Raw genomic sequence first — 21866 nt, 5'->3', positions numbered from 1 at the left:
TTCCCGGGCCGACCCCGGCCGTCCCGTCCTCAGGGGTGGCGCTGCTCGAGCTCCCGGGTGCGGGATCCCCGCCGTCGTCGTGCGGAAGGGCGAGAGGTCAGGCGAAGGCGGAGATGCCGGTGATGCCGCGCCCGATGATCAGGGCCTGCACGGTCTCGGTGCCCTCGTAGGTGTGCAGCGCCTCGATGTCGGCGAAGTGGCGGGCCACGCGGTTCTCGATCAGAATGCCGTTGCCGCCCATGAGGTCCCGGGCGTTGGCCGCGATCGAGCGGGCCGTGCGCGTGGAGGTGTACTTCGCCAGCGACGCCTGCTCGGCGGTGAGCCGGCCGGCCTCCTCCCGCTCGGTCATCCGCGCCACGAGCAGCTGGATCTGGGTGAGCTCGCTCAGCATCCGGGCCAGCCGCTCCTGGATGATCTGCGAGGCGGCGAGGGGCCGGCCGAACTGCACGCGCTGACCCGCGTACTGCACGGCGGTCTCGTAGCAGGCCTGGGCGTGGCCCACCGCACCCCACGCCACGCTGATGCGGGTCGCGAACAGGACGTCGGCGGTGTTCCTGAAGGACCGTGCCGCGGGCAGCGCGTTCTCCTCCGGCACGAAGACGTTCTCGAACCGCAGGTGCGCCTGGTGGATGGCGCGCAGGGCGAGCTTGCCGCGGATGGTCGTGCCGGTGTAGCCCTCGCTCTCCTGCGGGACCACGAAACCCCGGACCTGGCCGTCCTCGTCGGAGCGGGCCCACACCACGGTGATCCCGCCCATCGAGCCGTTGCCGATCCACTTCTTCTCCCCGTTGAGCAGCCAGCCGCCGTCCACCGGGGTGGCACGGGTCTCGAGGCTCACCGAGTCCGAGCCGTGCGTGGGCTCCGTGAGGGCGAACGCGCCGAGGAGCTCGCCGGTGGCCATCCGCGGCAGCCAGCGCTGCCGCTGCTCCTCGGAGCCGCACATGGCGATCGAGCGCATCGCGAGCCCGCCCTGGACGCCGGAGACGGTCGCGATGGACCCGTCGCCGCGGGAGAGCTCCATGCTGATCAGCCCCGCCGCGGTCTTGGACATCGCCTCGTGGCCGTCGACGGCCACGCCGTCGCGCAGCAGGTCGAGCTCCCCGAGCCGGCGGACGAGGTCGAGGGGGTACTCCGAGCGGTCCCAGTGCTCGGCGATGACGGGCAGCAGGTCCTCCTGGACGAACCGGCGGGCGCGCATCCAGTGCTCGCGGTCGGTGCCGGAGACCGCGTCGAAGGCGCCGGCGGCGTCGGTGTCGAGGGCCTGGTCGAGGACGTAGTCGGGCTCCACGGTGCCGGCGGGGAACAGGTTCGCGCCGGTCTCAGGGGTGGCGGTCATGGAAGGATCCTTCGTTCTGTGGGCTGGCGGGAGGTCGGGGACGCGGTCAGTCCCGGTGAAAGGGGCGGCCGAGGACGCGCTCGGAGGCGCCGGTGCGGTCGAGGTACGGGGTGATGCCGCCCAGGTGGAAGGGGTAGTTGGCGCCGAGGACCATGCACAGGTCCACGTCCTCGGGCCCGGCGACGACGCCCTCGGCCAGCATCGCGCCGATCTCCTCGGCCAGGGCGTCCTGGACCCGCGCGAGCAGCTCCTCCGGCGCGGCGGGGGCGTCCGGGCTGCCTTCGGGGCGCTCCGCCCGGGTCCGCTCGAGCAGCCGCGCGGCGTCCGCGGCGAGGTAGCCGTCCGCGCCCGTCTCCGGGGCCTGCTCGGTGGGGAGCACGTGGGTGAGGCCCGCCTCGACCACCGCGTCCATCCACGGGGACCGCGCGAAGCGCTGGGGATAGGCCCGGTGCATGGTCTCGTCCACGTGGTGCAGCACGGCCGGGCCCACGAAGTCGAGCAGCCGCAGCGGGGTCATGGGCAGGCCCATCGGATCGGGCGCGTGGTCGGCGGCCGCCACGTCCGTGCCCGCGTCGATCGCCTGGACGATCACGTCGAACAGCCGGGTCAGCACGCGGTTGACCACGAAGCCGGGGGCGTCCCGGACGCGCACCGCCGTGCGGCGCAGCGCCGCGGCGAGCTCGAAGGCGGTCGCGAGGGCGGCGTCGCCGGTCCGCCGCCCGGCGACGATCTCCAGGAGCGGGGTGACCTCCACCGGGTTGAAGACGTGGAAGCCGACCACCCGCTCGGGGTGCCGGAGGCCCTCCGCCATGGCGGTGACGGACAGGGAGCTCGTGTTGGTCGCGAGGATCGCGTCCGGCCGCACGACCCGCTCCCACTGGGCGAAGACCTGCTTCTTCACGTCGAGGTCCTCGAAGACGGCCTCGATCACGAAGTCCGCGTCGGCGAGGTCCTCCGGCCCGCTCGCCCCCGTGACGAGGGCGCCGAGCTGCTCGGCCTGCTCCGCGCTGATCCTGCCCCGGGCCGCCTGGGCCGCGAAGCGCTCCCGGGTCCGGGCCACGCCGGCGGCGAGGCGTTCGTCGTCGAGGTCGGTCATGACCACGGGGATCCGGGCGCCGCTCGCGATGAGCGAGGCGAGCTGGCCGGCCATCAGGCCGGCGCCGATCACGGCGGCCTTGCGCAGGGGCACGGGCTCGGCGGTGGGGACGTCGGCGGCCTGCCGGGACCGTGCCGAGACGAGCTCGAACGCGTAGAGGGAGGCCCTGGCCACGTCCCCGCGGACCAGTTCGGCGAAGGCGGCCACGGCCTTGGTCCCGTTCTCGGTGCGGGTCTCGGTCCGGGCGTCCGCCACGAGGTCTATCGCCACGAGCGGGGCCGGCGCCGCGCCGTGCCACGTGCGCTCGGCACGGTCCCGGGCCTGCTCCACGGCGTCGTGCCACTGCTGCTCCCCGGTGTCGCCGGGCGTGCCCGCGCGGCGGCGGGCCTCCCCGTCGTCGAGCGCGGTGAGCTTGCCGGCGACCCACCGCTGCCAGGCGGTGTCCCACTCCCCGGTCCCCGGGGCGGCGTCGAGCACCACGTCCACGAGGCCAAGCTCGAGGGCCTCCGCCGCCTTGGCACTGCGGCCCCGCAGGGAGTCGAACACGATGACGCGCAGCGCCGCGGCCGGGCCGATCAGGTGCGGGAGCAGGTGCACGCCGCCCCAGCCCGGGAAGAAGCCGAGCCGGCACTCGGGCAGTCCGAGCGGGCCGGTGCGCGGATGGGCCGCGCGGTAGTCCGTGTGCAGGGCGAGCTCGAGGCCCCCGCCCAGGGCCTGCCCCGTGAGCAGGGAGAACGTGGGCACGCCCGCGTCGGCCAGGACGCCGAAGGCCTCGTGGCCGAGCCCCACGTACCGGTCGGAGACGCCGGCGAGCTGGGCGTGGCGGATCTCCTTGAGGTTGGCCCCCGCGCCGAAGGACCGGGCGTTGCCGGTGACCACGATCGCCTCGACCGCCGACTGGTCGATCGACTGCAGGACGTCCCGGAGCTGTTCCAGCGCCTCGGAGCCCCAGATGATCAGCCCGCCCGGCGGGGTGGAGTCCAGCCGCACCAGGGCGACGGGGGCGGACCGGCCGGGCAGGACCAGCTGTTCGACGTCCACCGTGACGGTGGAGGGGAAGGACGGGGCGGACGCGGCGGGTGCCATGGGCGGACTCCTGACGAGTGGTGTGATCGCCACCACTCTGACTGATACTGAGTATCAGGTCAAGGAATTGAGTCTCAGTGTCGTCGTGCGGCGTCCGGCTCCCGGGGGTGCAGGCCGTAGTCTGGCCGGTGATGATCGACGTGCTGCCTCCAGAGACCGAACGCCTCGCGTTCCGCCGCTTCGACGCCGCGGACCTCGACCCCATGCACTCCTACCAGAGCCGTGAGGACTACGCGCAGTACGCGTGGCGGGGCCCGCGCACCCGCGAGGAGTGCGAGCGGACCCTGGCCGAGAACAGCGGCATGCGTCCCTGGGGCCGGGACGGCGACCACGTCCGCTTCGCCGTCTCCCCCCGGGGCTCGCGGGAGCTCGCGGGCGAGGTCGTGCTGACGCTGACGGACGCGGCGGCCGCGCAGGTCGAGATCGGCTGGGTGGTCCATCCCGGCCACGCGGGCCGCGGGATCGCCTCCGAGGCCGCCCGCGCCGCGATCGAGTTCGCGTTCGCCGAGCTGGGCGCGCACCGGGTCTGCGCGAGCCTGGACGCCCTCAACGTGAGCTCCGCCAGGGTCTGCGAGCGCATCGGCATGCGCCTGGAGGCGACCCTGCGCGAGAGCCACCACCAGCTGGGCGAGTGGCGCGACGAGCTGATCTACGCGATCCTCGCCGGCGAGGTGTGAGACCTCAGCGCAGGGCGTCCCGCACGGACGCCAGGATCTCCTCCGTGTCCGCGCCGGGGTCCAGGACGGTGACGACGACGGCGGGTCGTGCCCCGGCGGCGGACGGCCGCGCCGCGCCGTCCTCGTAGCCGGAGACGAGTGTGCGCGCGAGGCGCTCCAGCTGCCCCGCCAGCTCGGCCGAGGGGTCGGTGTCCGGGGCGCGCAGCCAGGCCCGCAGGGCGGCGTTGTGCACCGCCACCGCGGCGGCGGACAGCGCCGTGGCGAGCGTGGTCCGCCCCGGCGAGTCGGGCAGCGCGGAGCGCAGGTAGCGCTGCAGGACCCGCTCGTAGCGGTGGGACGTGATGAGCTCCCGGTCCCGCAGCTGCGGGACCTGGCGGAGCAGGGCGTTGCGGGCCAGGGCCCGCTCCCGGTGGTCGAGGTGGTGGCGGAAGACCAGCAGCACGCCGTCCCGCAGCGCGACGGCCGGGTCGGCGCCCGGCTCGTCGGCCGCCCGGGCCAGCTGCTGCTCGAGGCGCTCGAGGTTCGCGGCGTGGTCCGCGAAGACGATGTCCTCCTTGGACCCGTACTTGCGGAAGAACGTGGCCCGGCTGATGCCCGCGGCGAGCGCGAGCCGGTCCACGGTCGTGGCCTCCCAGCCCTGCTCCGCGAGCAGGCGGATCGAACCGGTGACGACGTCCGGGGCCGCCCGGGGGGTCTCGGTCATGGGTTCCTCCTCGCTGCGATCCTAGACCGGCGGCCTCCCACCTCCTGGCCGCAGCCCTCCGCACCGCCGCCCGCGGCGGGGGCCTCAGCCCGCGGCGCGGTCGGCGTTGGCGTGGATCGCGTCGCGGACGTACTGCGCCAGCCCGGGCTCCAGGTCCTCGTAGGTCTTCGTGAACCGCGGGTCCCCCACGTACATGTCCCCCAGCGCCCGGTGGAGTTCGGGCGAGAGGTCGTAGAAGCGCTCGTGGATCTGGCGCCGGGCGGCCTCCGCGGCGTCCATCGCCTCGGCCGAGTCGGCGGGCAGTCCGGCGCGCCGGGCCGCGGCGAACCGCTCGTTGATCGCCGAGGTCTCGGCGGCGATCCGCCGCCAGTCCTCCTGGTCGTACCCGGCCGCGCGGCGGCGGGACTGCTCCCACGCGTCGGTGCCGCCCCAGCGGCGCTCGGCCTCCGCCGCGTACTCGTCGCTGAAGCCGTCGCCGAAGAGCTCGCGGCGCTCCTCGGGGGTCAGGTCGATCCCGGTCATGTCCTTCTCCAGTGCTCGGTCGATCGCGGTGACGAGGTCGGCCAGCTCGGCCTGCCTCGCCAGGACGGAATCGCGCTGCCGGCGCAGGTGCGCCCGCACGGACCCGGGCTCCTCCGCGGTCAGCAGCTCCTCGATGCGCTCGAGGGGGAAGCCGAGCCGGCGGTAGACCACGACGTGCCGCAGCCGGAGCAGGTCGTCCTCGGTGTAGAGGCGGTACCCGCCCGCCGAGCGTTCGCTCGGGCGCAGCAGGCCGACGTCGTCGTAGTGGTGGAGCGTGCGCACGGTGACGCCGAAGCGCTCCGCGACCTGCCCCACGGTGAGCCGCTCGTCCGCCGCTGCCGGCCGCTGTCCGTCCATGCCCTCCATCCTGGGCCCTCCCGCCGCGTGAGGGTCAAGCCCGTCAGGGCCGGGCCCTGCGGCCGAGGACCAGCGCCCCGGCGGCGCACAGCACGGCGAGCACGGCGAAGGAGAGCGCCGACGAGGTCCCCCGCTGAGCAGGGAGCCCACGAGGGCGACGACCCACACGAGCACGAGCAGCCACAGCAGTCCGGCGGTGCGCCGGGGGTTCCGCACCGCGGTCAGCCCTCGAAGGGCAGGACGGGCAGGCCGGGGACGTCGACCCGGACGGCGAACAGGGAGCCGGCGGCGGGATCCTCGTCCGCGGCGAGGTCCTCCCGGGAGGTGGTGATGTAGAGGGTGCGCAGGTCCTCCCCGCCCAGGCAGCACGCGGTGGTCTGGCGGGCTCCGACCTCCACGACGGTGTCCAGGGCGCCGTCGGCCGTGTAGCGGTGCACCTGCCCGGCCCCGTGCAGGGCCACCCACACCGCGCCGTCGGCGTCGACGGTCAGTCCGTCGGGGTGGACGTCCCCCTCCGCGAGCTCGGGCACCACGAAGGTGCGGCGGCCGTGCAGCCCCGCGGTCTCCGACCAGTCGAGGACGTCGACCTTCCCGGTGGGCGTGTCGTTGTAGTAGGCCAGGGTGCCGTCCGGGGACCAGGCGATGCCGTTGGAGACGGTGACGCCCTCCAGGACCGGCTCCCACCGCAGGTCCGGGTCCACGCGGAAGAGCGTGGCCGCGCCCTCGGCCTGGTCCCAGGCCATGGAACCGACGTAGAAGGAGCCGTCCGGGCCGGCCCCGCCCTCGTTCATCCGGACCGCTCCGGGCTCCCAGAGCAGCTCGGCCGGGTGGACGGTCCCGTCCGGGTCCTCGAGGGCCACGCCCGTCTCGACGGCCAGCACCGCGCCCCCGGTCGCGCGCGGGCGCACGCAGGCCACGACGTCCCCGACGTGCTTGCGGAGCACCTCGCCGTCCGCGCCGAAGGACAGCACGTCCCCGGCGAGCATGTCGACCCACCGCAGTCCGCCCCAGGACTCCGACCAGCACGGTCCCTCGCCGTGGTAGGTGACGGAGTCGGTGATCCGTTCGGCGCTCAGCCGCCGCACCGCCATCTCAGCGTCCCGTCCCGTGTGCAGCAGGCCCGTTCTCGAGCTGGACGAGGGCGTAGATCGCCGCCTCCTCGTCGATCCGGCGGAGCAGACTCCCGCCGAACAGGGTGCCGTTGGCGTTGAGGTCCTCCGGCTCGACCCACGGGCGGGTGCGGAAGGAGATGTCCTGGGTCGTCATGCCCCCACGATAGTCAGGGCCGGCGTCCCGTGCGCCGCCGGCTACAGCTCGACGGTTCCGCGGACCACCGGGCTCACGTGCCCGCCGACCCAGACCGTCTCCGCGTCCCGCTCCACCACCACGCGCCCGGTGCGCCCGAGCACCGTGCCCTGGGCGGCGACGTAGCGGTCCGGGGCCCACCCGTTGTCGGTCAGCCACCGGGCCAGGCCGGCGTTGAGGCTGCCCGTGACCGGGTCCTCCACGACCCAGTCGCCCACGAACGCCCGCACCTCCACCGCGCACTCCGCGCCCTCGGGATGGGGCCCGACCACGCCGAGCTTGAGCCCCGCCATGGCGGACCAGTCCGCGCGGATCCCCAGGACGGTCCCGGCGTCGGCCACGCGCACGCCGATCCAGCCGGGACCGTTGTCGACCCAGGAGACGTCGAGCATCGCGGACGGGTCCAGCCGCAGGGACCGTGCCACCCGGTCCAGCAGCCCCGGCTCCGCCACGGGCTCGTAGCGCAGCAGGGGCGGGGCGGCGAACGAGAGCCGGTCCCCTCGGCGCCGGACGGTCACCAGCCCCACCCCGCACTCCTGGACGACGTCCTCGCCCGCGGCCTCCCCGCCGAGGGCGAGCCAGGCGGACGCCGTCCCGAGCGTGGGGTGCCCCGCGAACGGCAGCTCCCCGCCGGGGGTGAAAATCCGCACCCGGTAGTCGGCGCCCGGGACCGTGGGCTCGAGCAGGAACGTGGTCTCGGACAGGTTGGTCCAGCGGGCGAAGCGCGCCATCGTGTCCTCGCCGAGGGCGTCGGCCCCGTGCACGACGGCGAGCGGGTTGCCGCCCAGCGGCGCCGCCGAGAAGACGTCCACCCAGCTGATCGCGTGGCTCGTCACGGTCTCAGAGCACCGGCCCGCGCGCGTTCCTGCGGGCGGTCCGGGCCCGCCCCGCCCGCCGGCCGCCCCTGCCGGCGGTCCTGCCGGCGGTCTCGCCGCGGGCCGCCGCCCGGTTCCCCCGGAGCCTCCGCACCACCATGCCGACCAGGACGGAGCCCACGGTGCTCAGCACCAGGGGCAGCACCGCGCTGCGCTGCTCGCTGTTGTCGTACATGGCCGGGCCTCCTGCCGGAAGGCGACGCGGGGCGTCGTCGGGTTCGGTGCCAGGAATCCTACGCACCCTCCGGCGCCTCCGGCCACACCCCGGAGCTGCCCCGGCGGTGGCTGCCGACCAGGTGGGTGTCGACGATCCCGACCGCCTCCATGAGCGCGTGCATCGTGGTCGGTCCCACGAAGCGGAAGCCGCGCCCCCGCAGTGCCCGGGACAGGGCCTCGGACTCCGGGGAGCGGGTCGGGACCTCGTCCGCCGTGCGCGGGCGGGGGGTCCGCGCCGGGCGGAACGACCACACGAGCTCGACCAGCCCGCCCTCGCCGCGCAGGGCCACGGTGGCGCGGGCGTTGCCGACGGCGGCCTCGATCTTGCCCCGGTGGCGCACGATCCCGGCGTCGCCCAGCAGTCGGTCGACGTCGTCCGGGCCGAAGCCGGAGACCGTGTCCGGGTCGAAGTCCGCGAAGGCCGCCCGGAAGGCGGGCCGCTTGCGCAGGATCGTGGCCCAGGACAGTCCGGCCTGGAAGCCCTCGAGGCAGATCCGCTCGTAGAGCCCCCGCTCGTCCCGCACGGGCACGCCCCACTCGGTGTCGTAGTACGCGCGCAGGAGCGGGTCCGTGGCCGCCCAGGCGGGGCGGGCGAGCCCGTCCTCGCCGAGGACGAGGCCGGTCGCGGGATCGGGCAGGGAGCTCATGCCGAGCATCGAACCACACCGGAGGGCTCCGGCACACCCCTGAGAAGTACCCCCTGGGGTATATGATGGCGGTCATGTACCCGACGAACTCCACCGTGGACCGGCGCGCCCTCCAGCGGAGAGTCGTCCGCGTCCTGGCCCTCGGCCAGGTCCTCGGCGGGCTCGGCGTCGGCGCCACCCTGGCCCTCGGCGCCCTCCTCGTCACCGAGGTCTCCGGCTCCTCGGCCTGGTCGGGCATGGCCGCGACCATGAACACCCTCGGCGCGGCCCTGCTCGCCGTCCCCCTCGCCCGGCTCGCCCAGGCCCGCGGCCGGCGGATCTCGCTGAGCACCGGGGCGTTCACCGCCATGGCGGGCGCGTCGATCACGATCGGCGCCGCCGTCCTCGCGAGCTTCCCCGTCCTGCTGGCGGGCCTGGCGCTGCTCGGCGCCGGCTCGGCGCTCAACCTCCAGTCCCGGTTCGCGGCGACCGACCTCGCCGCCGACGACACCCGCGCCCGGGACCTGTCCCTGGTGGTCTGGTCCACGACGATCGGCGCGGTGCTCGGCCCCAACCTCTTCGAGCCGGGTGAGCGCATCGGGCGGGCCCTGGGCCTGCCGGAGCTCACGGGCGGGTTCGTCATCGCCCTCGTGGCGCAGGCCTTCGGGGCCCTGGTCTACCTCACGGCGCTGCGGCCGGACCCCCTGCTGCTGGCGGTGGCCGACGGCGAGGCCGCGGGGAGGGACAAGCCCTCCCCCGCGGGCGGGCTGGCGGCGCTGCGGTCCTCGTCGCCCGCCCGCCGTGCCGTGCTCACCGTGGCGCTGAGCCACGCCGTCATGGTGGCGCTGATGTCCATGACGCCCGTGCACCTGACCCTGCACGGCGCGTCGCTGAGCGTCGTGGGCCTGACCATCAGCCTGCACGTGGCCGGGATGTACGCCCTCGCCCCCGTGTTCGGCTGGCTCGCGGACCGGGCCGGCCGCCGCTCCACCGTCCTGCTCGGCCAGGCCCTGTTCGTGGCGGCCCTCGTCCTGTCCTGGCTCGGCTCGACGTCCCCGGTGCTGGTGACGGTCGGCCTGGTCCTGCTCGGTCTCGGCTGGTCCGCCTCCACGGTCGCGGGCTCCACGCTCGTGGCCGAGGCCGTCGCGCCGGCCGAGCGGCCGAAGCTGCAGGGCGTCTCGGACCTGTTCATGAACCTCGCCGGCGCGACCGGCGGCGCGCTCGCGGGACCGGTGCTGGCACTGATCGGCTTCGACGGGCTCAGCGCGGCCCTGCTCGTCCTCGTGACGGTCGTGGTGGTCTCACACGGTGGACGGGCCCAGCGGGATGCGGGCGCCGACGCGCCAGCCGCCGTCCGCCGGTCCCGCCGCTAGCTCCCCGCCGAGCAGCTGGACGCGCTCGCGCAGCCCGAGCAGCCCGTACCCCGAGGCCGGGAGGCCGGGCCCGGAGCCCGGACCTGCGGCGTTGTGCACCTCGATCACGACGTCGACCTCCTCGACCTGCACGGCCAGCACGCAGCTCGTCCGGGCGGGCGCGTGCTTCATGATGTTCGTCGACCCCTCCTGGAGGACCCGCTGGACCGTGGGCCGCACCCCTTCCGGGATCCTCGCGAGGTCGCCCCGCACCCGGGTGTCCGTGCGGAAGCCGACCTCCCGCAGCGCGGCCGCGACCTCGTCGAGGCCCCGGCCCGTGTCGACGGCCGCGGCGGCGCTGGAGTCCTGTGCGAGCCCGGCGCCCGGCTCGACGCGCATGATCCCCAGCAGCCGGCGCAGGTCCTTGAGGGCCGCGCGGGAGGAGTCACCCACGACGTCCAGGGCCTCCTTCATGGTCTCCGGGTCCCGCGAGTAGGCCCCTGAGCGCGCTTGCATGGCGATGAGCGTGAGGTCGTGGGCGACGATGTCGTGCAGCTCCCGGGCCAGCTCGAGGCGCTGCTGCTCGAGGGCGTGCGCCGTGCGCTCCTGGCCCGCGGCGATCTCGACGCGGTCCAGCTCCTGCTGCGCGCTCAGGGCCCGCAGGACGAGACCGGGCAGGAGGAGGACCAGGGTCAGCGGCACGTAGCTCCAGAGGAACTGCGGGCCCACGACCGAGACGTTGACGGCCCACGAGATCTGCCACACGAGGAAGGCTCCGACGGCCGCGGCGAGTCCGGGCAGGGCCGCTCCGTACGCGGTGAAGGCCAGGACCAGCGGGATCACGACCATGTAGCTGCCCGGGTTGGTCTGGGGGTGGAGCAGGACCAGCAGCGCGGCGAGCGGCAGCCACGTCCAGCTGGAGCGCAGCGCCAGGACGGCGACCGTGGCGGCCTCCAGGACCACGAGCAGCAGCTCGTAGTCCCGGTCCCCGAACCCCAGACCCGGGCCGGTCAGCACGAGCCGGACGGCGTCCAGGGCGCTCACCGTGATGAACAGCAGCAGGGCCACCCGCACCCACCGGTGCAGGGGGCGGGCCCGCGCGATCCCCTGCGGCAGGAGCGTGCCCAGGCCGGGCCGGCGGTCCTGCTGCGCTGCGCGGCGTGCCATGCGGTCCTTCCGGTGCGGTGGCCCGGTGCTTCGGTCCACCTCGGAGGATAGCCGCGGGCGCCGGGCCCGTCCGGGAGCGCGCCGGGTCAGCACCAGCGCAGGAAGAGGAACGAGCACCCGCGGCTCGTGTGCCCGTCCGGGCTGTCGGTGCCGGGGTCGACCTTCAGGACCGGCGCCAGGGCGACCGGCGACGCCTGGGCCGCGGCGGGGGGAACACCGCCGGCGGTCAGCAGCACGGCGGCGAGCAGCGAGGCGGCGGAGAGCGTCTTCACGGGGGGTCCTTCCGGCAGGGCGCCGCACCCGATCGGTGTGCGGTCGTGAACCATGGTCGCCGAGGGCAGGGGCCCGCGGGGTCATCCGGGAGGATGGTCGCGGGTCATTCCTTGGGCGGAGGCGTGCGCCGCGCGGCCCCGTCCCGCCGGCGCCGTGGCCGCTCTCCGCTACGGTGAGAGCCATGAACGAGCACGCGCCGGTGGCGAGCCCCGTCAAGGTCCTGATCGTCGACGACCAGCAGCTCATGCTCCGGGCCCTGCGCGTGTTCATCGACGCGGAGGCGGATCTCGTGGTCGTGGGCGAGGCCCGCAACGGCCGGGCTGCGGTCGAGCAGTGCCGCGCCCTGCGCCCGGACGTGGTGGTCATGGACCTGCAGATGCCGGTCCTCGACGGCATCGAGGCCACCCGTGCGATCACGCACGAGCACCCGGAGGTGAAGGTGCTGGCCGTGACCACGTTCCACTCGGAGGACTGGGTGATCCCCGCGCTCCGGGCCGGGGCGAGCGGCTACGTGGTCAAGGACTCCGAGCCCCACGAGATCGTGGGCGCCGTGCGCAGCGTGCTGGCCGGGGAGGCCGCGATCTCCCGGCGGGTGGCCGCGACCCTCGTCCGCAGCGTCGTCGCGGACCCGGAGCCGACGGGGCCGCGGCCGGAGGACGTCGCCGCGGTGGAGGGACTCTCGGCGCGGGAGCGCGAGGTCGTGGCCCTGCTCTGCGAGGGCCTCAGCAACCGCGAGATCGCCGCCGCGCTCTTCGTGTCCGAGCCGACCGTCAAGTCCCACCTCAGCCACATCCTCACGAAGATGGAGGTGCGGGACCGGGTGCAGGTCGTGATCAAGGCCTACCGCACCGGGCTGGTGACGATCCCGTCGTCCTGAGCCGTCCGCGGGTCCGCGCCGCCGGGGAGGGTCAGCACCGCGTCCGGCGCCAGCTGCGCGGGCGGGCGGTGGGCCACCACCAGGACCGCGCGCCGCGCCGCCCACTCCGTGAGCTCCTCGCAGAGCACCGTCGTGGACGCGCCGTCCAGTCCGTTGAACGGCTCGTCCAGGACGACGACGTCGAAGTCGCCGCTGGTGCACACGATCGTCCACAGCTTGCGCCGATTGCCCGTGGACAGGTGCTCGGCGGCCTCGTCCAGCCACGGTCCGAGCCCGTGGCGCGCCGCGCGGCGCAGCCCCTCCTGCGGGTCGGCGCCGCACCAGCCGCTCGCGAACACCACGTGGTCCCGTGCGGTCATCGTGGGGTAGAGCGCCGGTTCGGTGCGGCAGATCCGGCGCACCCGGGAGGCCTCCGGCGAGCGTGCGTCCACGCCCGCGAGCGTGACCGTGCCCGCGGTCTGCGGCAGGTGCCCGCTGAGGACCTCGACGAGCGTCGACTTGCCGGAGCCGTTGGGGCCCTGCAGGAGCGTCAGCCCGGGGGCCTCGATCTGCAGCGTGAGCCCCCGGTGGAGGGGGCGCCCGGCGTCGAAGCCGGCGCTCACCGCCTCGACGTGGATCAGCGGTGGGTGAGGGAGCGGTGCAGGCATGTGAGGGCACCTCCGGCGAGGGTCAGGGCGAGCAGGGGGACGATCCACGGGTCGGTGGCGGGGAAGGTCAGCGGGACGGCCACGGGCGCGGCGGCGAGGACGACGGTGAGGACACCCGTGAGCGGGCTGTCCGCGCCCGTCCCCTCGACCGTGCGCGGTGGCGGCAGCAGGTGCTCCGCGACGGTCGCGGCCCACACCGCGCCCAGCACCACGGCCGCGGGCGCCGCGGACAGGGTCCCCGTCAGCACCCCGGCGGCGACGACGAGCAGCAGGGCCGGCAGCAGCAGCGGCAGGGTGAGCGCGGTGAGGTGCCCCAGCGCCACGGAGGAGCGGGCCGCCCCGGACTCCACGGCGGTGCGCAGGTGGCGGCCGTAGCGGAAGGCGCCGATGTCCGAGCTCACGAGCTCCGCGAGCGCGAGGCCCGTCATGAGGGCGACGAAGCCCAGGGTGGGCCGCAGCGCCGCCTCCCACGTCGCGTCCGACACGGCGGGCAGCGGCGGCATCCGCAGGCCGGCGGAGGTCGCACCGAGCAGCGCCGCGGTCGCGGCGGCGACCGCGACGGTGATCCGCTGCTGGGCCCGCAGGCGCCACCCGTGCGCCCGCTGGACGCCCAGCACGCGGGCGAACTGCAGGACCGCGGGACCGCTCAGGCGCGGCCGGCGCACCAGGGGCGCGGCCCGCCGGGCCGGGAAGGACACCGCCGCGAGGGCGCGGCGGCCGGCGACGGCACCGACCGCACCGACGCCCGCGACCGCCGTGAGGCCGGCGAGGAGGACGGGTTCCGGCAGCCCCGGCGCGGGACCGGTCGCCGCACCGGCCACCGGGCCGAGGGCACCGGGGACGAGGGGGGTGAGCAGCAGCACCGCCCCGTGCGCCCCGGCCCCGGCCAGGACGGACGCCGCCGCGAGCACCGTGGGGAAGTGCCGGCGCCCGTTCTCGGGGCGGGCGGCGGAGCGCAGGGCGCCGGCGGCCGTCAGCGCGCCGAAGGCCACGGGCGTCCCCAGCAGCAGCACCGTCCCCGCGGCGCCGGGCCCGTGCCCGGCCAGGACGGACCCGGCGAGCACCCCCAGGCCCGCGGCGCCCCACACGGCGCTCGCCACGGCCACGCGCGGGAGGGCGTGGACGACGAACACGTCCGCGGCCCGGACGTCGAGACCCACGAAGAAGTCCCGCTGCGGGTGGTCGCTGACGCAGCTGCGGAACCGGCCGAGGGTCTCGCCCGCGAGGGCGCCGAGCCCGGCGTAGGCGCAGAGCAGCACGAAGAGCCCGACCACGCCCGCGCCCGGCGCCAGCACCGCGGCCGCGCGCGCCGCGACGATCCCGGCCGCGAGGGCCAGGAGGACGGCCCCTGCCGCGGCTCCGACCAGGATGCGGCGGGCCGTGTCCACCGGCACGGACGTGCCCAGCGCCTGCAGCAGGTCCGCGATCCGCAGGTCCGCCAGGAGCCGGAGACGGCGGCGGGCCGGCGGGGCGGGCGTCCGCCGCCGCACCGGGCCGGTCGACCCGCTCGCCGGGCGCACGGTCGCGCTGGTCGTCACGAGAGCCTGCTGCGCGTCTCGGACCGCTCCCGCCGGAGCCCGAGGGCGTTGAACAGGAGCACGACCGTGCCCGCGAGCGAGGCGACGACTCCCATCGTGCACAGCCAGCCCACGGGGAACCCGCTCAGCCGCTCGTCGAGGAAGGTCGCGTGGGCCGTCATGGCCAGGAACAGCAGCACGGCCGGCGCCACGGAGCGCGGCCGGGACAGCGGGGTCGCGGCGGCCACGAGCGGCAGGAGCACGCCCGCGACAGCCAGCGCCCCCACGAGGAGGGACCACAGCCCGACCGGGACGGTGCTGGTGCCCCGGCCCTGGAGGAGGATCGCGGTCAGGGCGGCGGCGCCCAGGACGGCCACGGTGACGAGGACCAGTCGGACGTGGTTCTGGGTGAGGGTCGGCACGGCGGGCACTCCTGGTGGTCGAGGGCTGATGAGGGGTTGAGGCGGGGCTGACGGTGGGCTCGGGGGCGGCGGGAACCGTGGCGGGGTCAGACCATGGCGACGAGCGCGGCGGTCGCGACGGCGACGACGACCACGAGCACCTGCCGGCCGGCGCTGCAGGACCTCCACCGGCGGCGGTAGAGCAGCGCCGCGGCGAGGGCGAAGGCCAGCACCGCGGCGGCCTCCGCGGGCCCCTCCGCCATCCGGCCGGTGGCCAGGGCCCAGCCCTGGGACAGGACCGTGAGGCCGCCGGCCACCAGCGTGTAGAGCCCGATCCGCTGCCCGCCGCCGAGCGGCAGGCCCTGCGGGAGGAGTCTGCTCTCGAGGAGCCCGGCGAACCAGAGGTACAGGGCGAGGACCACGGCGAAGACCAGGACGCCGACGAGCACGGCGACGTTGACGGAGAGCCCGATCAGGGAGGGGTCGACCCCCTGCAGCTCGTCGGTCACGGCCGTCGCGGCCTGGTCGTGCATCTGGTCGGTGGTCGCCGGCAGCCGCAGCAGCAGCAGCCCGAGCCCCATCGCCCAGAGGACCGTCCGGACGAGCCGGGTGGTCGCCGGCAGCGGACGGGGGGTGGAGGCTCCGGCGCCGGGGTGGGCGGAGACGTGGAGGGTGGACATCGGGGTCCTTCCGGTAGCGGGGGGAACGGCGGTGCTCACCGCCGGGCGATGAGCGCCGCCTCGATCCCCGCGGCGGCGAACAGGAGGGCGACGGCGAGGGCGAGGACGCCGAGGGAGGCCGGCAGCGCCGTGAGGTAGCTGTGCACCAGGCCGTGCCGGCGGGCGGTCAGGGCGGTGGTGAGCGGGAGCAGCCCTGCGGTCGCTGCCACGAGGCAGCCGAGGAACTCGAGTCCCGCGTACCACCCGGCCGCACCGACGAGCGCGGCGGCGCCGACGTTGAGCACGCCGATCTTCGCCGTGGCCCCCACGTAGACCGACAGCAGCGCCAGGGACGTGCCCGTGAGCAGGCCGCCGGTGAGCACGCCGCTGTAGAGCAGGGCGGCGGCGCCGAGGTTGCGGATCACGATGGAGCCGAAGGAGCCGTCGTGGTCCTGACCGGCGCCGGCGGTGTCCTGCAGGGTCGCGGGGACTCGGGAGATGCTCTCGTACCCCACCAGGAACCCCGCCACGAAGAGCGCCGTGGCGGCTGCCGCCGCCCACCCGAGGGCTCGGCGCGCGGCACGGTCGTCGCGGGCAGGGGTGCGGAGGTCCGTCGGCACGGTCTTCATGGCGGGGGTCCCGGCAGGGTCAGCGGCGGGGGCGGCGGCTCAGGCGATGGCCAGGTTGCGGGCCTTCTTGGACAGGTACCAGCGGATGGTGCCGACGATCGCGCCGCCGATGCCGAAGCCGAACATCGCGGCCACGAGGGTCAGCGCCCAGCCGCCGGCCTCGACCGCGGCCACGATCTGGCTCGCGGACGCGGCGGAGATGCCGAGGGAGCCGGCGACCCAGGCGATGCCGACACCGCCGAGGACGAGGCCGAGGACGGCGATGGAGGCGGCGGCCGAGACGGGCAGGACCGTGCGGACGGAGGGGGTGTGGGGGGTGGTCATGAAGAGCTCCTCTGTTCCCGAGGTTTCTGTGGGGGGTGCATCATCCGGTGGGTTCCCCGGGTGATGGCTCAGAATCTACGAGAGCCGGGAGGCCGCGGCCATCGGCCGAAGGAATGGTTCCGGACCGGCCGAAGGACGCCGCCGGCCGGTCCGGAAGGAGGTCACTGCAGCACCGGCAGCTGGAGCGGGTAGCGGTACACCTCGCCCTTGTTGGCCTTGAGCACGGCCAGGACGTGGCAGACCACGAGCAGCACCGCGGCGAGGATCCACAGCACGACCGCCACGGGGATCAGGATCACGGTGAACAGGCACACCCACGCCGCCACGTTGAGCAGCCACATGGACAGGTTGAAGTTGAACGACCCGGCGGAGGTGGCCCGCAGGAAGGGGTTCCGGTCCTTGTACACGAGCCACACGACGAGGGGACCCACGAAGCCGAGCCACCCGACGGAGACCAGCGCGCCGATCAGGCCGGACAGGTGGGTGAGGACCGCGATGGTGCGGTCGTCCCCCTGCGCCCGGTACTGCGGACGGGGTGCTGACGGTGGAAGGTAGGACATCGGGTTCTCCTGGTGGGCAGAGACGGAACCGGTCGCGGCACCCGGTGCCGCGGACGCCGGACCGGCGCGGTGCTGCCAGCGTATCGGGACCGGGCCCGCGCCCGGTATGGGGGATGACCGCACTCCACGGCGGCGGTTCCCCGCCGTCACGCCCTGCGGGGGCGCCGCCCCGCACCCTGGTCTACGATTCTCTGCAGACCGTTCCCGGCCCGCCTCCTGACGGGCCTCTTCCCGAGGGAGGCCCGTGGCCCCGCAGCTGCGCCCCAACAGGTACGCCTACCGGGCCATCGTGCTCGCCGGTCTCGCCGCGGTGAAGCTCTTCCGCGTGCCCCTGCTGGCCACGGGCGAGGAGCACCTGCCCACCGACCAGGTGGTGCACGGTCTGCACCGGGAGATCCGCCCGGGCAAGGGCGCCGTCGTGGCGGTGACCCACTTCGGCTACCTCGACTTCGTCTTCGCGCAGCTGGTGGTCTGGTGCCGGCTGCGGGCCCACTCCCGCTTCCTCATCACCCGCAAGCACACCGGCAGCGCCCTCGTCACGGCGGTGTGCCGGCTGTGCGACCACGTCGTCGTCGACCGCGCCGACGGCGCCCCCGCCTACGCCGAGGCCGTGGCGAAGCTGGCCCGCGGCGAGTTCCTCGCGGTGTTCCCGGAGGGCGGGGTCAGCCGCAGCTGGACCGTGCGCCCGCTGCGCACCGGCGCCGTGCGGATGGCCGCCGAGACCGGCGCCCCCGTCATCCCGGTCTCCGTGTGGGGCGGCCACCGGATGCTCACCCGGGGGCGCGGCGGGATCCGGCTGCGCGACGCGTGGCGCACGCCGGTGCGCGTCCACGTCGGCCCGGTGCTGCAGGTGGAGCCCGACGAGGACGTCCGCGCCGCGAGCGCCCGGCTGCGCGCGGCCCTGCAGGACGGGATCGACCGGTGCATCGAGAGCTACCCCGTCACCCCGGAGCCCGGCGCGTGGTGGATGCCGGCGCACCTGGGCGGCAGCGCGATCACGGTCCAGGAGCAGATCGACTCCGACGCCCGGGAGCGGGAGGCCTACAAGCGGACCGGCTGAGCCCGGCGGGTGCGCAGGGCCGCCCACCGACTCACCGGAATCCGGCGCGCAGCACCAGCTCGAGCTCGAACCGGCTCTTGGGGTCGTTGAGCCGGTCCCCGAAGACCTCCCGGAGCTGGTTCACCCGGTAGCCCACCGTCTGCTCGTGGATGTTCAGCTCCGCGGCCATCGCGGCGCGCTGCCCGTGGTGCTCGAGCCAGCACAGCAGGGTCGCGGCCAGCCGCTCCCGCTGACCGGCCTTCAGGTCCTCCAGCGGGGCGAGGCACTGCGCGGCGAGGTCCTCGACCACGCTGCGCTCGCTGTGCAGGACGAGCTCCATGAGGTGCTCCGAGACCCACAGCGGACCGGGGTCGGCCGGTTCCTCCCTCTGCAGCAGGTCCCGGGTCAGCACGGCCAGGCGCAGGGAGTCGGGGGCCGCGTACCAGGGCCGGCCCGGGCCGATCACGGCGCCCCGCCCGGTGAGCGCGCGCTCCAGTTCCCGGCGGCCGGTCGGCGAGGAGGGCTCGGGGACCACCGCCACGACGTCGCCCGGGCGGGAGGTGAGCAGCGCCCGCTCCCCGAGGCGCGAGCGCAGGCCCACCCGCCGGTCGGCGGCCAGCGTCACCACGACCACCCGGTCGGGCACCGGCCACCCCGCGGCGGCGGCGGCGGTGCGCACCGCGTCCTCCGCCACGTGGCCGCGGACGAGCATGTCCGCGAGCACGTCCAGCAGACGGTCCTGCTCCCCCGCGCGCTCGGACTGCTCCATGGCATAGCCCTCGGCGCTGGCCGCGGAGAGCTCCTCGATGTAGGCGAACACGGACTCCGCGAGGCCGATGAGCACGGACGCCTCGAACCCCGCGTCCATGGCCACGCGGGAGAGCGAGCGCAGCGTGGTGCGCGCCCCGGAGCGGTAGGCCGCGAAGAGGGCGTCCATCGGACGCCCCTCCCGCACCTCGCCGCGGCCGAGCCCCTCGTAGACCCGCCGGTCGTCGCCCATCAGCGCCGGCTGCTGGGTGCCGGGCAGCTGCAGGAACCGGTTCAGGGCCACCTCGACCCCGCGCCGGATGCTGTCGCCGAACAGGCCCTCCAGCGGCCGGGCGTAGACCGGGACGTCGAGCCGCACGGCGTCCAGCAGCTCCTCGGTCACCGCGGGCAGGTGCGGGACGAGGAGGGGGGTGAGCGCCGGCGGCAACGACGTCCACGGCAGCTCCCGGTCCGCCCGCCCCGCCGTCCGCGCGTGCTCCGTCGTGTGGTCCACGCGCTCCACGATCCCCCGCTTTCATTCCGACACCACAATTTCTCTGCTGAAAGAGTACGCGACGGGACGAGAACCACGGCCCGATTTGGGGCACAGTTATTAGGTGCCCCAAATGCGACTGTTCACCTGCCTGGCTTCGGCCTTCACCACACCCCGCTCCCCCGAGGACTTCCTGCGGCTCATCGACCCCCTGGCCAGCGCCCGCCAGCTGCGCGGCCTGGTGACCTCCGTGGTGCCCGAGACCGCGGACTCGGTGACGATCCGCTTCCGTCCCGGCCGCGGCTGGAACGCGCACGAGGCCGGCCAGTGGGCCCGCATCGGCGTGGAGATCGACGGCGTGCGGCACTGGCGCTCCTACTCCCTCAGCACGGGTGCCGGCCAGGACCCGGCCATCACGGTGACGGCGATGGGCAAGGTCTCCACCGCCCTCGTCCGGGGCACCCGGCCCGGCGACGTCCTGTTCCTCGCCCCGCCCGAGGGCGACTTCGTCCTCCCCGAGAGCCCGCGCCCGCTGCTGATGCTCACCGCCGGCAGCGGCCTGACGCCGGTCATGTCCATGATCCGCACCCTCGTCCCCCGCCGCGCGGACGCCGATCTGGTGCTCGTGCACTCCTCGCGCTCCCCGGAGGAGTCCCTGTTCCGGGAGGAGCTGCTGGAGCTCACCGACCAGTTCCCCGGCTTCCGCCTCGTCCAGTGGTTCACCGGCGAGCGCGGCTGCCGTCTCGACCTCACGGCCACCGCCGACCTCGACGCCGCGTGCCCCGACTGGCGCGACCGCGCCGCCTACGCGTGCGGCCCCGCCGACTTCCTCGACGCCGCCGAAGCCCTCTGGCAGCAGGAGGAGGGCGAGCTGCGGGTCGAGCGCTTCGCCGCCGTGGTCGCCCCCGGCTCCGGCGGGGAGGGCGGGCGCGTGACGTTCGAGAAGTCCGACACGGAGGTCGAGGCCGACAGCGGCACCACACTCCTCGCCGCCGGGGAGGAGGCCGGCCTGATGATGCGCAGCGGCTGCCGCATGGGCATCTGCCACGCGTGCGTGACCCCGCTGCTCTCCGGGCAGGTCCGGGACACCCGCACCGGCGAGGTCCACGGCGAGCCCGGCCACCTCGTCCAGACCTGCGTGTCCACGGCCGCCGGTCCCGTCAGCCTCGACGCCTGACCCGAGACCCCCAGCACTTGTCCCCCGACCCCGTTCCCGAAGGACAGACACCATGACGATCGTCACCCCGTTCCTGCTCGACTCCGGCCGACCCGCCGAGTCGACCAAGCCCTCCGCCGCCGCCCACCTCTCCGACGAGCAGGTCGAGGAGCTGGGCCGCGAGCTCGACGCGCTCCGCGAGTCCGTGATCGCCACCCGCGGGGCCAAGGACGCGGCCTACATCCGCCGCGTCATCGCCACGCAGCGCTCCCTCGAGCTGGCCGGGCGCGCCACGCTGCTGCTCGCCAAGCACAAGCCCGCCTGGTTCGCCGGCACCGGCATGCTGACCGTCGCCAAGATCCTGGAGAACATGGAGATCGGCCACAACGTGCTGCACGGGCAGTGGGACTGGATGCGCGACCCCGACATCCACTCCACCACCTGGGAGTGGGACTTCGTGACCCCGTCCAAGGCCTGGCAGCACACCCACAACGACCTGCACCACACCTGGACCAACGTGGTCGGCAAGGACCGGGACGTCGGGTACACGATCCTGCGCATGGACGAGGACCAGGAGTGGACGCCCCGGAACCTCGGCAACCCGATCTACAACGCGCTGCTGGCCCCGGTCTTCGAGTGGGGGATCGCGATCTACGACCTCGAGCTCGACGAGTACCGCGAGGGCCGCAAGCCGAAGGCGGAGCTCATGCGCGGGGTGAAGGCCCTGGGCGCCAAGTTCCTGAAGCAGGCCGCCAAGGACTACGTGGCCACCCCCGTCGCCGCGACGCTGACCGGCTCCGGGAAGCAGGCCCTGGCCGCGACCCTCACCGCCAACGCCGCCCGGAACATCTGGGCGCACGCCGTGATCTTCTGCGGCCACTTCCCCGCCGGCGCGGACACGTTCACCGAGGCGCAGATCGAGGGCGAGACCCGCGGCGACTGGTACGTGCGGCAGATGATCGGCTCGGCCAACATCTCCGGGTCGAAGCTGATGCACCTCATGACCGGCAACCTGTCCTTCCAGATCGAGCACCACCTGTTCCCGGACCTGCCCTCGAACCGCTACGCCGAGGTCGCCGTCAAGGTGCGCGAGATCTGCGAGCGCTACGAGCTGCCCTACACCACCGGGCCGCTGCCGAAGCAGGTCGCCTCGGCGTGGGCGAAGGTGTTCCGCCTGGCCCTGCCCTGATCCGTCCCCGCACGACGACCGGCGGAACGGCCGCGAT

The 21866-nt window shown here is 74.9% G+C and carries 24 protein-coding genes and 1 pseudogene; 6 read left to right on the top strand and 19 right to left on the bottom strand.

Annotated elements, in window-relative coordinates; translation table 11 throughout:
* Positions 1-97 precede the first annotated feature (97 nt).
* Positions 98-1336, bottom strand: coding sequence for an acyl-CoA dehydrogenase family protein (locus ACYVM4_RS02920; protein ID WP_460667598.1), 1239 nt, complete (start codon positions 1334-1336; stop codon positions 98-100).
* Positions 1337-1382: 46 nt separating this feature from the next.
* Positions 1383-3518 (bottom strand): 3-hydroxyacyl-CoA dehydrogenase NAD-binding domain-containing protein, encoded by a 2136-nt coding sequence (locus ACYVM4_RS02915; RefSeq protein ID WP_460667597.1) that lies wholly within the window; start codon positions 3516-3518, stop codon positions 1383-1385.
* Between the two features lie 131 nt (positions 3519-3649).
* Here ACYVM4_RS02915 and ACYVM4_RS02910 point away from each other — a divergent pair, with 131 nt between their 5' ends.
* Positions 3650-4195 carry a GNAT family N-acetyltransferase gene (locus ACYVM4_RS02910; RefSeq protein WP_460667596.1) on the top strand — a complete coding sequence of 182 codons (546 nt, stop codon included), beginning with the start codon at positions 3650-3652 and terminating at the stop codon, positions 4193-4195.
* A gap of 4 nt (positions 4196-4199) precedes the next feature.
* Here ACYVM4_RS02910 and ACYVM4_RS02905 read toward each other — a convergent pair whose 3' ends face one another.
* The 7 genes and pseudogenes from ACYVM4_RS02905 to ACYVM4_RS02875 all read right to left on the bottom strand — a co-directional run bounded on the left by ACYVM4_RS02905 (position 4200) and on the right by ACYVM4_RS02875 (position 8829).
* A complete protein-coding gene (locus ACYVM4_RS02905; RefSeq protein ID WP_368822358.1) occupies positions 4200-4898 on the bottom strand; it encodes a TetR/AcrR family transcriptional regulator in 699 nt (232 codons plus the stop codon).
* Between the two features lie 84 nt (positions 4899-4982).
* Complete coding sequence (locus tag ACYVM4_RS02900; RefSeq protein ID WP_460667595.1) at positions 4983-5777, bottom strand: MerR family transcriptional regulator; 795 nt, start codon at positions 5775-5777, stop codon at positions 4983-4985.
* 221 nt (positions 5778-5998) lie between these two features.
* Positions 5999-6868, bottom strand: coding sequence for an SMP-30/gluconolactonase/LRE family protein (locus ACYVM4_RS02895; protein WP_460667594.1), 870 nt, complete (start codon positions 6866-6868; stop codon positions 5999-6001).
* 22 nt (positions 6869-6890) lie between these two features.
* Positions 6891-7043, bottom strand: a pseudogene (locus ACYVM4_RS02890) (acyl-CoA thioesterase); the annotation flags it as partial.
* 41 nt (positions 7044-7084) lie between these two features.
* Positions 7085-7918: a PhzF family phenazine biosynthesis protein gene (locus ACYVM4_RS02885; protein WP_368822355.1), complete on the bottom strand. Its 834-nt coding sequence runs from the start codon at positions 7916-7918 to the stop codon at positions 7085-7087.
* Positions 7919-7922: 4 nt separating this feature from the next.
* Positions 7923-8132, bottom strand: coding sequence for a hypothetical protein (locus ACYVM4_RS02880; RefSeq protein ID WP_460667593.1), 210 nt, complete (start codon positions 8130-8132; stop codon positions 7923-7925).
* Positions 8133-8190: 58 nt separating this feature from the next.
* Positions 8191-8829 (bottom strand): DNA-3-methyladenine glycosylase I, encoded by a 639-nt coding sequence (locus ACYVM4_RS02875; RefSeq protein ID WP_460667592.1) that lies wholly within the window; start codon positions 8827-8829, stop codon positions 8191-8193.
* Between the two features lie 56 nt (positions 8830-8885).
* Between ACYVM4_RS02875 and ACYVM4_RS02870 the strand changes: the two genes are divergently transcribed.
* A complete protein-coding gene (locus ACYVM4_RS02870) occupies positions 8886-10172 on the top strand; it encodes an MFS transporter (RefSeq protein WP_460667602.1) in 1287 nt (428 codons plus the stop codon).
* Here the strand turns inward: ACYVM4_RS02870 and ACYVM4_RS02865 are convergent.
* Positions 10101-11318 (bottom strand): sensor histidine kinase, encoded by a 1218-nt coding sequence (locus ACYVM4_RS02865; RefSeq protein ID WP_460667591.1) that lies wholly within the window; start codon positions 11316-11318, stop codon positions 10101-10103. The two genes, ACYVM4_RS02870 and ACYVM4_RS02865, sit on opposite strands and share 72 nt — an antisense overlap.
* A gap of 86 nt (positions 11319-11404) precedes the next feature.
* Positions 11405-11590, bottom strand: coding sequence for a hypothetical protein (locus ACYVM4_RS02860; RefSeq protein ID WP_368822351.1), 186 nt, complete (start codon positions 11588-11590; stop codon positions 11405-11407).
* A gap of 182 nt (positions 11591-11772) precedes the next feature.
* On the opposite strand from ACYVM4_RS02860, the gene ACYVM4_RS02855 reads away from it, so the two are divergent.
* Positions 11773-12468 (top strand): response regulator, encoded by a 696-nt coding sequence (locus tag ACYVM4_RS02855; RefSeq protein WP_368822350.1) that lies wholly within the window; start codon positions 11773-11775, stop codon positions 12466-12468.
* On the opposite strand, the gene ACYVM4_RS02850 is transcribed toward ACYVM4_RS02855, so the two are convergent.
* The 7 genes from ACYVM4_RS02850 to ACYVM4_RS02820 all read right to left on the bottom strand — a co-directional run bounded on the left by ACYVM4_RS02850 (position 12432) and on the right by ACYVM4_RS02820 (position 17205).
* Positions 12432-13115 carry an ABC transporter ATP-binding protein gene (locus ACYVM4_RS02850; protein WP_460667590.1) on the bottom strand — a complete coding sequence of 228 codons (684 nt, stop codon included), beginning with the start codon at positions 13113-13115 and terminating at the stop codon, positions 12432-12434. The two genes, ACYVM4_RS02855 and ACYVM4_RS02850, sit on opposite strands and share 37 nt — an antisense overlap.
* Entirely contained in the window at positions 13085-14653 is a 1569-nt protein-coding gene (locus tag ACYVM4_RS02845; protein ID WP_460667589.1) for a hypothetical protein, read from the bottom strand. The genes ACYVM4_RS02850 and ACYVM4_RS02845 overlap by 31 nt, the downstream gene beginning before the upstream one ends.
* Entirely contained in the window at positions 14650-15054 is a 405-nt protein-coding gene (locus ACYVM4_RS02840) for a hypothetical protein (protein ID WP_368822345.1), read from the bottom strand. Before ACYVM4_RS02840 ends, ACYVM4_RS02845 begins: the two co-directional genes overlap by 4 nt.
* Positions 15055-15140: 86 nt before the next feature.
* Positions 15141-15713, bottom strand: a complete 573-nt coding sequence (locus tag ACYVM4_RS02835; RefSeq protein WP_368822344.1) for a hypothetical protein — start codon at positions 15711-15713, stop codon at positions 15141-15143.
* A 35-nt stretch (positions 15714-15748) separates the two neighbouring features.
* Positions 15749-16321 carry a hypothetical protein gene (locus tag ACYVM4_RS02830; RefSeq protein WP_460667588.1) on the bottom strand — a complete coding sequence of 191 codons (573 nt, stop codon included), beginning with the start codon at positions 16319-16321 and terminating at the stop codon, positions 15749-15751.
* 39 nt (positions 16322-16360) lie between these two features.
* Positions 16361-16645, bottom strand: coding sequence for a hypothetical protein (locus ACYVM4_RS02825; protein ID WP_368822341.1), 285 nt, complete (start codon positions 16643-16645; stop codon positions 16361-16363).
* 161 nt (positions 16646-16806) lie between these two features.
* The gene (locus tag ACYVM4_RS02820) at positions 16807-17205 is read right to left on the bottom strand and encodes a DUF4870 domain-containing protein (protein ID WP_368822340.1); all 399 of its coding nucleotides are present in this window, start codon (positions 17203-17205) and stop codon (positions 16807-16809) included.
* A gap of 244 nt (positions 17206-17449) precedes the next feature.
* Here ACYVM4_RS02820 and ACYVM4_RS02815 point away from each other — a divergent pair, with 244 nt between their 5' ends.
* Positions 17450-18265: a lysophospholipid acyltransferase family protein gene (locus ACYVM4_RS02815; RefSeq protein ID WP_460667587.1), complete on the top strand. Its 816-nt coding sequence runs from the start codon at positions 17450-17452 to the stop codon at positions 18263-18265.
* Positions 18266-18296: 31 nt separating this feature from the next.
* On the opposite strand, the gene ACYVM4_RS02810 is transcribed toward ACYVM4_RS02815, so the two are convergent.
* Positions 18297-19505 (bottom strand): PucR family transcriptional regulator, encoded by a 1209-nt coding sequence (locus ACYVM4_RS02810; protein WP_460667586.1) that lies wholly within the window; start codon positions 19503-19505, stop codon positions 18297-18299.
* 112 nt (positions 19506-19617) lie between these two features.
* Here ACYVM4_RS02810 and ACYVM4_RS02805 point away from each other — a divergent pair, with 112 nt between their 5' ends.
* Together ACYVM4_RS02805 and ACYVM4_RS02800 are read left to right on the top strand one after the other, a co-directional pair.
* Positions 19618-20661 carry a ferredoxin reductase gene (locus ACYVM4_RS02805; RefSeq protein ID WP_460667585.1) on the top strand — a complete coding sequence of 348 codons (1044 nt, stop codon included), beginning with the start codon at positions 19618-19620 and terminating at the stop codon, positions 20659-20661.
* A 52-nt stretch (positions 20662-20713) separates the two neighbouring features.
* Complete coding sequence (locus tag ACYVM4_RS02800; protein ID WP_460667584.1) at positions 20714-21829, top strand: fatty acid desaturase family protein; 1116 nt, start codon at positions 20714-20716, stop codon at positions 21827-21829.
* Positions 21830-21866 lie beyond the last annotated feature (37 nt).

The sequence above is a fragment of the Kocuria himachalensis genome (genome assembly GCF_054784195.1).
The sequence above is the reverse complement of the archived record's forward strand: the minus strand, read 5'-3'. Positions and strand labels throughout refer to the sequence as shown.

Coding starts and splice junctions, on each gene's coding strand:
- ACYVM4_RS02920 (WP_460667598.1), bottom strand. CDS start 1,336: ATGACCGCCACCCCTGAGACCGGCGCGAACCTGTTCCCCGCCGGCACC.
- ACYVM4_RS02915 (WP_460667597.1), bottom strand. CDS start 3,518: ATGGCACCCGCCGCGTCCGCCCCGTCCTTCCCCTCCACCGTCACGGTG.
- ACYVM4_RS02910 (WP_460667596.1), top strand. CDS start 3,650: ATGATCGACGTGCTGCCTCCAGAGACCGAACGCCTCGCGTTCCGCCGC.
- ACYVM4_RS02905 (WP_368822358.1), bottom strand. CDS start 4,898: ATGACCGAGACCCCCCGGGCGGCCCCGGACGTCGTCACCGGTTCGATC.
- ACYVM4_RS02900 (WP_460667595.1), bottom strand. CDS start 5,777: ATGGACGGACAGCGGCCGGCAGCGGCGGACGAGCGGCTCACCGTGGGG.
- ACYVM4_RS02895 (WP_460667594.1), bottom strand. CDS start 6,868: ATGGCGGTGCGGCGGCTGAGCGCCGAACGGATCACCGACTCCGTCACC.
- ACYVM4_RS02880 (WP_460667593.1), bottom strand. CDS start 8,132: ATGTACGACAACAGCGAGCAGCGCAGCGCGGTGCTGCCCCTGGTGCTG.
- ACYVM4_RS02875 (WP_460667592.1), bottom strand. CDS start 8,829: ATGCTCGGCATGAGCTCCCTGCCCGATCCCGCGACCGGCCTCGTCCTC.
- ACYVM4_RS02870 (WP_460667602.1), top strand. CDS start 8,886: ATGGCGGTCATGTACCCGACGAACTCCACCGTGGACCGGCGCGCCCTC.
- ACYVM4_RS02865 (WP_460667591.1), bottom strand. CDS start 11,318: ATGGCACGCCGCGCAGCGCAGCAGGACCGCCGGCCCGGCCTGGGCACG.
- ACYVM4_RS02855 (WP_368822350.1), top strand. CDS start 11,773: ATGAACGAGCACGCGCCGGTGGCGAGCCCCGTCAAGGTCCTGATCGTC.
- ACYVM4_RS02850 (WP_460667590.1), bottom strand. CDS start 13,115: ATGCCTGCACCGCTCCCTCACCCACCGCTGATCCACGTCGAGGCGGTG.
- ACYVM4_RS02835 (WP_368822344.1), bottom strand. CDS start 15,713: ATGTCCACCCTCCACGTCTCCGCCCACCCCGGCGCCGGAGCCTCCACC.
- ACYVM4_RS02830 (WP_460667588.1), bottom strand. CDS start 16,321: ATGAAGACCGTGCCGACGGACCTCCGCACCCCTGCCCGCGACGACCGT.
- ACYVM4_RS02825 (WP_368822341.1), bottom strand. CDS start 16,645: ATGACCACCCCCCACACCCCCTCCGTCCGCACGGTCCTGCCCGTCTCG.
- ACYVM4_RS02820 (WP_368822340.1), bottom strand. CDS start 17,205: ATGTCCTACCTTCCACCGTCAGCACCCCGTCCGCAGTACCGGGCGCAG.
- ACYVM4_RS02805 (WP_460667585.1), top strand. CDS start 19,618: ATGCGACTGTTCACCTGCCTGGCTTCGGCCTTCACCACACCCCGCTCC.
- ACYVM4_RS02800 (WP_460667584.1), top strand. CDS start 20,714: ATGACGATCGTCACCCCGTTCCTGCTCGACTCCGGCCGACCCGCCGAG.